We start from the raw sequence: 11,000 nt of genomic DNA, 5'->3' as shown, positions 1-11,000 counted from the left end.
CCTCTAAATAACAATAAAAAATCTCTCCTTAGATTTTTAAAAGCTTTTAGCTACTATTTTTGTATAAAATTTTCTATCATTTCAGCTTGCCCGTACTGAGGATATTTGGCAATGTCTAAAACGACTTGGGATAAGGTCATATTGTCCATATTGCAAACGATAGGAGCTATAAAATTTACAGTTGATTTTTCAAGCGGGAGTGCAACAACGATAATGTTATAAATTCTAAGTTGAGAGCTTTCTTTAATCTCCATAAGATCTTCATAATAGCTTGGAATGTCGAATTCGTAGCTTCTTAATGCAAAAGGATTTATCATTGTAAAAGATGTCTCATCATCTTTGCTTGCTAGCTTAACAAAAAATTTATCAAGTTCAATTAACTCCATCGTTTTGATATGCTCAAAGCCTAAAATAGGGCTTTTAACACTAAAAATCATACTAACTCCTATTTTGTAAAGTTGCCGTATTTTATCATAGTTTTAAAAAATTTATACAAAAATAATAGCAAAAAATGTAGAATACGAGGATTTAAACTTTTTAAGGAAAAGCATGAAAAGATTTTCTAAATTTCTAGCAGTTATAGCTCTTTTGGGGCTTTTTAGTGGTTGTGCTGAAAAATATACCGAGCTTTACAATCTAACCCCTGATGAGTGGTATGCTCAGGTTATCGCTGATATAAAAGATGGTGATCTTGAAGCGGCCGATAAACACTATGTTTCAATGGCAAGTGAACACGTAGCAAGCCCGCTTTTGGAGCAAATTTTACTCATCCTTGCCCAAGCTCACGCAAATGATGAAGAGTATCTCATGGCAAATCACTATCTTGATGAATACATCAAAAGATATGGCGATAACGGCCCAAAAACAGAATTTGCTCAATATCTAAAGATAAAAGCAAATTTTGACTCATTTACCCAGCCAAACCGCAACCAAAAGCTAATGGAGGATAGCGTAACTGAGATCGAAAAATTTCTTTATATGTATCCAAATACCGAGTATAAGCCGCTTATCGAGACCATGCTTATTAAATTCAAACTCGCGCTTTACTTCCTAGATATGCAAATAGCAGATCTTTACAAGAGAACTGGCCGTGATGTTTCGGCCAAAATTTACGAGCAAAAGCTTGAAGAGTCACCGTTTAAAAACTCAGACCTTATCAAACCTGACGTGGCATGGTATAGAAAACTGTTTGAATAGGAGAAATTTTGCAAATAAACGAAAACAAAGGCTTCCCAACTGAGATCCCTATCATAGTTGAGGACGAGCTATTTTTATATCCATTTATGATAACACCGCTTTTTTTAAGCGACGAAGAAAATTTAAAAGCGCTTGAGCTTGCCATACAAGGAGAGACGCCGATCCTTGTCGTGCCTACAAAGCCCCAGCAAGACGGCGCTAGAGACTTTGACGGCATCTATGACGCAGGCGTGATCGGCACGATAATGCGCCGTGTGCCGCTACCTGACGGACGCGTAAAAGTGCTATTTCAGGGCATCGACAAAGGTAAAATTTTAAAACAATCAGGCATAAATCCACTCCGTGGCATCGTCGATATGCTCCACGTAAAGCGCCCATCACAGGTCAAAACTGACGCTCTCATCGTAGTTTTACGAGAAAAAGTAAGAGAGCTTTCGCAGTTTAGCCACTTTTTCCCGCCTGATCTTTTAAAAACGATCGAAGAGAGCGCTGAGGCGATCAGAGTTTGCGACCTAGTCTCAAGCGCGCTTCGCCTAAAAAAACAGATCGCTTATAGCTTTTTTGTCGAAGAAAATTTAGAACAGCGCCTACTAAAGCTCATCGACTACGTCATCGAAGAGATCGAGGCAAACAAGCTTCAAAAAGAGATCAAAAATAAGGTTCATTCAAAGATCGACAAGACGAACAAAGAGTACTTCTTAAAAGAGCAGCTAAAGCAAATTCAAGCTGAGCTCGGAGCGGACACGAGCCGAGAAGAGGAGCTTGAGGAGTACCGCAAAAAGCTTGATGCGAAGAAGAAATTTATGGCTGAGGACGCCTATAAAGAGATCAAAAAACAAATAGATAAGCTCTCTCGCATGCACCCAGACTCAGCAGACGCAAATACCTTACAAAGCTACCTCGACTGGGTACTTGAAATTCCATTTGAGAATGTAGCTAAGAAAAAGTCATCTATCGCCGAGGTGAGCAAACACCTAAATGCCGATCACTACAGCTTAGAAAAGCCAAAAGAGCGCATAGAGGAGTATTTTGCATTGCGTGAGCTTTTGGAGCTTAGAGGCGTTGGTGAAAAGGTAAATAACGGCGCCATTTTATGCTTTGCAGGACCTCCAGGCGTGGGTAAAACAAGCCTTGCAAACTCGATCGCAAAGGCGCTAAAGCGCGAGCTAGTCAGGATCGCTCTTGGCGGACTTGAGGATGTAAACGAACTAAGAGGCCACCGCCGCACCTACATAGGCGCTATGCCAGGCCGCATCGTGCAAGGGCTCATAGAAGCCAAGCAGATGAATCCAGTGGTTGTCTTAGATGAGATCGACAAGGTTGGCAGAAGCTACAGAGGCGACCCGACCGCGGTTTTACTTGAGATTTTGGACCCAGAGCAAAATAACAAATTTAGAGACTACTACTTAAATTTCAACATCGATCTTAGCAAGATCATCTTCATCGCCACAGCAAATGATGTGAGTATGATACCAGCCGCACTTCGCGACAGGATGGAGTTTATCGAGCTTAGCTCATACACCCCACAAGAGAAATTTGAGATCGCTAAAAAATATCTCTTGCCTCAAGAGCTTAAAAAGCACGGCCTAAAACCAAGCGATGTGAGCATCAGCAAAGAGGCACTTGAGCTAATAATTAGCGACTACACAAGAGAGAGTGGCGTGCGAAATTTACGCCGCAGGATCGCTGACATACTAAGAAAAGTCGCCAAAAATATCCTCACCAAAAAGAATGAAGGCAAGATCAGCGTCACGGCTAAAAATTTAAAAGAGTTTTTAGAGAAAAAGGTCTATGAGATCGAGCCAGCGGATAAAAAAGATCAGATCGGCTTGGTAAATGGTCTCGCGTGGACAAGTGTCGGCGGCGATGTGCTAAGGATCGAGGCTATCAGGATCCAAGGCAAAGGCAATATGCAGATCACCGGTCAGCTAGGCGACGTGATGAAAGAGAGCGCTCAGATCGCATTTAGCGTGGTAAAAGTGCTGATAGATAACAAAAAGCTAAAAGTGCCGATGGCTATCGTGCCAAAACTAGATGATGACAAGCGCAAGCTCGAAGCCAGCGACGTTTATAGACGCTACGACCTTCACTTACACGTGCCAGAGGGCGCGGTGCCAAAAGATGGTCCAAGCGCTGGTATCACGATGGCGACAGCGATCGCATCGATACTAACTGACACAAAAGTCAAACACGACATCGCAATGACTGGCGAGATCACGCTAACTGGCAGAGTTTTACCTATCGGCGGGCTAAAAGAGAAGCTCATCGCCGCTCACAAAGCTGGCATCAAAACAGCTCTGATACCTCGCAAAAACTATGACCGCGACCTTGTCGATATCCCAACCGAAGTAAAAGCTGACATGAAGATCATCGCCGTGGATACGATCGATGATGTGCTAAAAAATGCCCTTGTAGCTAAAAAATAATCCTCTCTCTAGCCCTATATCTCACTTAGGGCTAGAAAATTTATAAATTTTGACGATCATCAAATCCAAAAAAAGCCATATAACGTATAAAGACAATTAATAATTTAAAACAATATAAGCACGTGCATCACACCAAAGAAAGCCAGGTAAATTTTTAAAATTTATGAGTGAGCATATCACGCTTCCAAATTCAGCAACAAGCAAATAGCGAAACCTAATTTTGGTAAGTTGCTAAGGCGAGTGAATGAAGTTTTAAAATTTGTAAAGACAGCTTGATTAAATTTGTAAATTCCTTTTTATTCAAAAGAGAGACAATGGGGCTTGAATTACGAGGCCGTTCTCTTATTTTCCTTTTTAAATCCGCTAGATCCCTCACGTTCAAGATTCATTCAATGGCGCTAAAGCACTGCATGCGTTTCGAATACTCTGATAAATTTTAAAAATGTTCGCTTGTAAATTTTAAAATTTTATGGACTTTTATTTTGCTGTAAATTTTTAACTATTTATGCTTTGCTTCATGCTCTAAAAGCCAAATTTTAGTTGGCAAGCCCTCACCGCCCGAGTATCCGCCAAGCCCACTGCTAGCTAGCACTCTGTGACAAGGGACGATGATAGGCACTGGATTTTTAGCATTGGCTGAGCCTGCTGCTCGGTAGGCATTTTTGTGGCCTACGGCAAGTGCAAGAGCCGCATATGTAGTCGTTTCTCCGTATGGTACTTTTTGTAAAGCCTCGTAAATTTTTGCTCTAAAATTAGTTGTTTTTATATCAAGCCTTACGCTAAATTTTTTAAGCTTGCCATTAAAATAAGCCTCTAGCTCATTCAAGCAAAGCTTTAAATTTTTATCTTTTACTGAAATTTTTTCAAATTTATCTACAAAATTTATCTCACAAATTCCATTTTCGCTAGCGATGATCTCCAAAATTCCAATGGGAGATTTTAGGTAAGCTTTTGACACATTTGCTCCTTGAAATTTGAAATTTTGGGCAAATTTTACTTTAGTTTGTTTTGCTTTTTGATAAAATGCAAGCAAAACTAGCGATTTTAGACTAAAAATAACGAGCAAAAACCACAAAGGAATTTCATGAGCTTTTTTACCGACTACGAAAAACACGTGAGCGAGCGAGAAAAAGAGGGCGTGCCACCGCTTGCGCTAAATGCCAAGCAAACAAGTGAAGTTTGCGAGCTAATAAAGCTTGCCAGCAAGTCTAGTGGCGATGTAAAGGAACAAAGCGAGCTAAAATTTCTTATAAATTTGCTTAAAACTCGTATCAATCCTGGCGTTGATGATGCAGCGAAGATAAAGGCAGAATTTCTTGGCGAAGTGATTGATGGGCTTGCTGTTAACGGTCTTGACGCGATGCGTGCTATTAAAATTTTAGGCAAGATGCTTGGCGGATATAACGTGGAAATTTTGGTGCGAGCTCTAAAAAATAGCAATGAAAATATCGCTCGTGCTGCAGCAAATGAGCTAAAAAATATTATCCTGGTGCATGAATATTTTGACGAGATCGCAAAGCTAAGTAGCAACAATAAATTTGCAAAAGATGTACTTGCTTCTTGGGCAAATGCGGAGTGGTTTACGCATAAAAAGCCAATCGAAACCTGTATAAACGCAGTCGTTTTTAAAGTACCTGGTGAAACAAATACTGATGACCTAAGTCCAGCGAGCGAGGCCTATACAAGGGCTGACATACCACTTCACGCAAAAGCAATGCTTGTTAAAAAGATGCCTGAGGGTCTAGAAATTTTAAAAGAACTTAAAACTCGTGGTAAAAAAGTTGCGTATGTTGGCGACGTAGTTGGCACTGGCAGCAGCAGAAAGAGCGGTATAAACTCGATCCAGTGGCATTTGGGCGATGAGATCGAGGGTGTGCCAAACAAAAAAACGGGCGGCATCGTGATCGGCACTACCATAGCTCCTATATTTTTTAATACCGCTGAAGACAGCGGTGCACTGCCGATAGTTGCAAACGTAAATGAGCTAGAAATGGGCGATGAGATAGAAATTTATCCATTTAAGGGTGAAATTTATAAGTTTATTGGCAGCGAGAAAAAACTCGTGGCAAATTTCAAACTAAACCCAAATACTCTAAGCGATGAGATAAGAGCGGGTGGCAGGATACCTTTGATGATAGGTAGGCAAGTCACCAAAAAGGCTAGAGAGGCCTTGGGGCTTGGTGAGGAGCAAATTTTCATAAAGCCAGATCAGCCAAAAGATCTAGGCGGTGGCTATACGCTGGCTCAAAAGATGGTTGGCAAGGCTTGCGGCAAGGCTGGCGTGAGAGCCGGGGCTTATGTGGAGCCAGAAATTTTAACTGTTGGCTCGCAAGATACGACTGGGCCGATGACTAGAGATGAGATAAAAGAGCTTGCTAGCCTTAGTTTTGGCGCGGATTTTGTTTTGCAAAGCTTTTGCCATACGGCCGCTTATCCAAAGCCAAGTGATCTTGTGATGCATGAGAGCTTGCCAAAATTTATAAATTTACGTGGTGGTGTGAGTCTAAAGCCAGGCGATGGCGTCATCCACTCGTGGCTAAACCGCATGGTGCTGCCTGATACGGTGGGCACTGGCGGCGATAGTCACACGAGATTTCCTATTGGCATTAGTTTTCCAGCGGGAAGTGGTCTAGTAGCGTTTGCAGCGGTACTTGGAATGATGCCACTAAATATGCCAGAGTCGGTTTTGATCAAATTTAAAGGCGAGCTAAAAGAGGGCGTGACGCTTAGGGATCTTGTAAATGCGATACCTTATTTTGCGATTAAAAAAGGGCTTTTAAGCGTTGAAAAGAAAGATAAAAAGAATGTTTTTGCGGGCAAAATTTTAGAAATAGAAGGGCTTGAGAATCTAAAAGTAGAGCAGGCGTTTGAACTAAGTGACGCTTCGGCTGAACGCTCGGCAGCTGCTTGCGTGGTAAATTTAAGCGTTGATAGCGTTGTGGAGTATGTTCGCTCAAATGTTGCGCTAATTGATGCGATGATAAAAGCTGGTTATGAGAGCCGTGAAACGCTTGCTAGACGAAAAGAAAAAATGCAAAAATGGCTAGAAAATCCAACGCTTTTAAGGGCCGACAAGGATGCAAGCTACGCTGAAATTTTAGAAATCGACCTAGCTCTGATAGATGAGCCGATTTTGGCTTGTCCAAATGACCCAGACGATGTGGCAACACTAAGTGAAATTTTAACTGATAACAAAAGAGTACATAAAATCGATGAAGTTTTTGTGGGAAGCTGTATGACAAATATCGGCCATTATAGGGCGCTCGCTAGAATTTTGGAGCATGAGAGCAAGCTTACAACTAGGCTTTGGATCGCACCGCCGACAAAGATGGATAAAAGCACACTTGAAGATGAAGGTATTTATGAAATTTTTAAAAGATTAAATGCAAGGACAGAGGTACCAGGCTGCTCGCTTTGTATGGGTAATCAAGCAAGAGTAAACGACAATGCCGTTGTCTTTTCTACCTCGACTAGAAATTTTGATAACAGAATGGGTATGGGCGCAAAGGTCTATCTGGGAAGTGCTGAGCTAGCCGCTGTTTGTGCGCTACTTGGGCACTTGCCAAGTGTAGATGAATATAAAAAGATAGTAAAAGATAGTCTTAACTTAAATAAAAATGAAATTTATAAATATCTAAATTTTAATGAAATAAGCGAGTTTAGTATATAAATTTGTTACAATATCGCGAAATTTTAAGGAGCTTTGATGAAAAAAGTAGTTTTTTTTCTCTTTTTTAGCGTTTGTTTTTTGATAAATTTACACGCTTTAGAGTGCAGTGATCTTGCCAAAAAAGAGAGCTTTAAAACTACTCCAAACGATCTTGCTTACGCGAATGAGTGGCTATTTTACTGTGATGGTTCGCTTTTAAATTTAAAAGAGGTAAAAGAGCTTTTTGACGCGAGTGTGGCTGTGAGAAGTGAGTCTCAAAGCTGCGTTGGTAATAGAGTTTATAAAGAAAATTTAAACAAGCTTAGATGGCTTTTGCTAAAAGCATCATTTGCTCCTGAGCTTTATCAAAAAGAGCTTGCAAGGCCAGAGGTTGCTGAGGGTGAAAAAGACGCTAGAATGGAGTATCTTAGATACTGGGCAAACGAGAGCTTATTTAATTTTTTAAAATATAAAAAATTTATCGAAGCTTACAAAAACGCTCAAACTCCGCTTGTAAAATTTTATGAAAGCCTTGGACTTGATACGGCAAGTGCCGCTTACTACGCAACTAGCGTGGTAAATGAGTTTTTGACTTTTGGTGTCGGTAAAAGTGTAAATAAAGCTAAAATTTTAACACCTGAGCAAAATATGATGGCTCAAAGGATAAATTCCGATGAGCTAGCAAATTTGCTCTACTCGAAAAATTTCAGTACCGCTGAGCTTACAAATTTACTTAATATCGCACTTTTAAACGAAAAAAGTAGCGATATGATAAAAGATATCATAAGGCGTGGGGCTGATGTGAATTTGGGCGATGAGACGCCGCTATTTTTTGCTTTAAAAAATATAGAAAATGTAAAAATTTTACTTGCAAATAAAGCCGATGTAAATCACAAAAATTTTTTTGGAAAAAGTGTACTTTTTTATGCTGTGCAGTTTAGTGATAAACCACTTTGCGAGCTTTTGCTAAAAAATGGTGCCAATGCCAACGAGAGCTACATAGATGAAAATACCAAGATGAATATGATAAATTTGGGTATGACGCAAGTTGAAGATACATGCGGTCTAGAGCATACAAACAGAAGCGTTTTTATGCATGCAGCAGCTCACGCAACGCCAGAAATTTTAAAGCTTTTGATGGATAATGGCGCTGATATTAATGCCACTGATGACGCTGGATTTAACGCGCTTGACTATGCCATGAAAGAACAAAATGAAAAAACGATCAAATTTTTAGAAAATTTGGGTTTAAAGCCAAATTTCAATTAGGAAAAATCATGAAAAAGACAGCTTTTGTAACCGGTGCAACATCTGGATTTGGCGAGGCGATCGCCAGAAGACTCTCAAAAGAGGGCTACAAGATAGTCGCTCTTGCGAGGCGCGAAGATAGGCTAAAGAAGCTTGCAAGCGAGCTTGGCGATACGCATATTATCGTAGCTGACATACGCGACAAAGAGGCTGTTTTTAAAGCAGTCGAGAGCCTGCCTGATAAATTTAAGGATATCGAAGTGCTTGTAAATAACGCTGGCATGGCGCTTGGGCTTGAAAAGACGATAGATGCGAAGGTAGAGGACTTTGAGACGATGATAGACACAAACGTCAAGGGTCTTATCTACTCGACAAAGGCGGTTTTGCCACTACTTTATAAGCAAGAAAAGGGCTATATCTTTAATATTGGCTCGACAGCTGGCTCATGGCCATATCCTGGAAGCAACGTTTACGGCGCTACAAAGGCCTTTGTAAAGCAGTTTAGTTTAAATTTAAGAAACGATCTAGTCGGCACAAATATCAGAGTGACAAACATCGAGCCAGGACTTTGCAAGACTGAATTTAGCGAGGTTAGATTTAGGGGAGATAAGGCAAAGGCGGATAGTCTTTATGAAAATACAAATTTCATCACGTCTGAGGATATCGCGACGATTTTGGTAAATTGTCTAAATATGCCCGGAAGTGTCAACATAAACAGGGTCGAAGTCATGGCAAATACGCAGACTTGGGCTGGACTTGCGATAGAAAAATTTTAAGGAGTTCTTGTGAGACAAATTTTATTATTACTTTTTTTTAGCGTTGCGCTTTTTGGTGTCGATCCAGAAGTGGCAAAGAGAAACGCTGAAATTTATGGCGTATTTACGCTTATACCGCCTGTTGTGGCAATAGCGCTTGCTTTTATCACAAAAGACGTTATATTGTCGCTGTTTATAGGTGTTTTTAGCGGAACGTTTCTCATAAACATCATCAATGAAAACATCTTTATGGGTATCGTAAAAGGCTTTACGGGCATCGTTTCAAGGGTCGTTGAATCAATGGCGGATAAGACCGATTCAGGAATTTTGCTTCAAGTGCTTTGTATCGGTGGTGTGGTCGCACTCATCACAAAGATGGGCGGTACAAAGGCAGTTGCTCTTTGGCTTAGCAAAAAGGCAAAAAGCGGCATTTCAGCTCAAATTTCAACATGGCTCATGGGAATTTTTGTATTTTTCGATGACTATGCAAATGCCCTAATCGTTGGCCCTATAATGAGACCAATAAGTGATAAATTTAAAATAAGCCGCGAAAAACTAGCTTTTATCATAGATGCTACCGCAGCACCGATCGCTGGTATTGCTATCATCTCGACATGGGTTGGCCTTGAGGTTTCACTCATCGAAAAGGGCTATGAGCTAGTTGGAGAGACTGGCATTAATGCTTATTCTATATTTATCGAGACAATTCCATATAGATTTTACAACCTTTTTATACTATTTTTCATAGTTTGTACTGCCTTGATGCAACGCGAATACGGCCCAATGCTATTAGCTGAAAGACGTGCCAGAAAGGGTGAACTTCACTCAGGTAAAACTCAGATCCAAGACCTTGAAGACAAAACTCTTGAGCCAAAAGAGGGCGTAAAATTAAGTGCTGCAAATGCTGTTGTGCCACTTCTTGTGCTGGTCATTGGCGCATTTACTAGTTTTTACTTTAGTGGTCTTGCTGCACTTGAGGGCGATACTCTTAAAAATGCACTTGCCAATCCGCTTGCATTTTCAACATTTAAAGATACTTTTGGCGAGGCAGACTCAGCTACATCGCTATTTCAAGCAGCGTTACTTGCTAGTATCGTAGCTATCACAATGGGTGTTTGGCGTAAAATTTTTGACGTAAAAGAGGCTATTAGCACATGGGTAAAAGGTTGGAAAACTATGATAATTACAGTTGTGATTTTGCTTCTTGCGTGGAGTCTTAGTGCTGTTATAAAAGAGCTTGGCACATCAAGATATTTGGTTGATCTACTAAGCTCTTCAACACCTAAATTTATCCTTCCAGTGGCTGTTTTTATCCTTGGTTCATTTATAAGCTTCTCGACTGGAACAAGTTACGGCACGATGGGTATTTTGATGCCTTTAGCTATTCCATTAGCTTATGCTGTTGGTAAAAATTATGGTCTAGACGGAGATGCTATGCATGCATACATGATCGTAAATATCTCAGGTGTGCTCACAGGCGCGATCTTTGGTGATCACTGCTCGCCGATCTCGGATACTACGATCCTTTCATCGATGGGTGCGGGATGTAACCACATCGACCATGTCTCAACACAAATGGTATATGCTCTAAGCGTTTGTGCGGTAAGCGTGCTAGTTGGTTACTTGCCAGTTGCATTTGGTCTTAGTGTTTGGCTAGCACTTCCATGCGGCTTTTTAGCGATTTGGGCGTTAGTTAGATTTGTTGGTAAAAAGGTGGAAGCGTAA

The 11,000-nt window shown here is 40.7% G+C and carries 8 protein-coding genes; 6 read left to right on the top strand and 2 right to left on the bottom strand.

Annotated features, from left to right (window positions below):
• Positions 1-53: 53 nt before the first annotated feature.
• The gene (gene fliW, locus CVS95_RS01885; protein WP_054196362.1) at positions 54-437 is read right to left on the bottom strand and encodes a flagellar assembly protein FliW; all 384 of its coding nucleotides are present in this window, start codon (positions 435-437) and stop codon (positions 54-56) included.
• Between the two features lie 112 nt (positions 438-549).
• On the opposite strand from fliW, the gene CVS95_RS01880 reads away from it, so the two are divergent.
• Together CVS95_RS01880 and lon are read left to right on the top strand one after the other, a co-directional pair.
• Positions 550-1,197: an outer membrane protein assembly factor BamD gene (locus CVS95_RS01880; RefSeq protein WP_107695381.1), complete on the top strand. Its 648-nt coding sequence runs from the start codon at positions 550-552 to the stop codon at positions 1,195-1,197.
• A gap of 8 nt (positions 1,198-1,205) precedes the next feature.
• A complete protein-coding gene (gene lon / locus CVS95_RS01875) occupies positions 1,206-3,623 on the top strand; it encodes an endopeptidase La (protein WP_107695380.1) in 2,418 nt (805 codons plus the stop codon).
• 499 nt (positions 3,624-4,122) lie between these two features.
• Here lon and CVS95_RS01870 read toward each other — a convergent pair whose 3' ends face one another.
• Positions 4,123-4,581 carry a methylated-DNA--[protein]-cysteine S-methyltransferase gene (locus tag CVS95_RS01870; protein ID WP_107695922.1) on the bottom strand — a complete coding sequence of 153 codons (459 nt, stop codon included), beginning with the start codon at positions 4,579-4,581 and terminating at the stop codon, positions 4,123-4,125.
• A 126-nt stretch (positions 4,582-4,707) separates the two neighbouring features.
• Between CVS95_RS01870 and CVS95_RS01865 the strand changes: the two genes are divergently transcribed.
• The 4 genes from CVS95_RS01865 to CVS95_RS01850 are packed head-to-tail and all read left to right on the top strand — an operon-like array spanning position 4,708 to position 11,000.
• A complete protein-coding gene (locus CVS95_RS01865) occupies positions 4,708-7,293 on the top strand; it encodes a bifunctional aconitate hydratase 2/2-methylisocitrate dehydratase (RefSeq protein ID WP_107695379.1) in 2,586 nt (861 codons plus the stop codon).
• A 36-nt stretch (positions 7,294-7,329) separates the two neighbouring features.
• Positions 7,330-8,541 carry an ankyrin repeat domain-containing protein gene (locus CVS95_RS01860; protein WP_107695378.1) on the top strand — a complete coding sequence of 404 codons (1,212 nt, stop codon included), beginning with the start codon at positions 7,330-7,332 and terminating at the stop codon, positions 8,539-8,541.
• 8 nt (positions 8,542-8,549) lie between these two features.
• A complete protein-coding gene (locus CVS95_RS01855; RefSeq protein WP_107695377.1) occupies positions 8,550-9,296 on the top strand; it encodes an SDR family NAD(P)-dependent oxidoreductase in 747 nt (248 codons plus the stop codon).
• A 9-nt stretch (positions 9,297-9,305) separates the two neighbouring features.
• Positions 9,306-11,000 (top strand): Na+/H+ antiporter NhaC family protein, encoded by a 1,695-nt coding sequence (locus tag CVS95_RS01850; protein WP_107695376.1) that lies wholly within the window; start codon positions 9,306-9,308, stop codon positions 10,998-11,000.

The organism is Campylobacter concisus (assembly GCF_003048905.1).
GTDB lineage: Bacteria > Campylobacterota > Campylobacteria > Campylobacterales > Campylobacteraceae > Campylobacter_A > Campylobacter_A concisus_V.
The sequence above is the reverse complement of the archived record's forward strand: the minus strand, read 5'-3'. Positions and strand labels throughout refer to the sequence as shown.

Bases quoted from the DNA above. Each gene is read 5' to 3' on its own strand.
- fliW (WP_054196362.1), bottom strand. From the start codon at position 437: ATGATTTTTAGTGTTAAAAGCCCTATTTTAGGCTTTGAGCATATCAAA.
- CVS95_RS01880 (WP_107695381.1), top strand. From the start codon at position 550: ATGAAAAGATTTTCTAAATTTCTAGCAGTTATAGCTCTTTTGGGGCTT.
- CVS95_RS01865 (WP_107695379.1), top strand. From the start codon at position 4,708: ATGAGCTTTTTTACCGACTACGAAAAACACGTGAGCGAGCGAGAAAAA.
- CVS95_RS01860 (WP_107695378.1), top strand. From the start codon at position 7,330: ATGAAAAAAGTAGTTTTTTTTCTCTTTTTTAGCGTTTGTTTTTTGATA.
- CVS95_RS01855 (WP_107695377.1), top strand. From the start codon at position 8,550: ATGAAAAAGACAGCTTTTGTAACCGGTGCAACATCTGGATTTGGCGAG.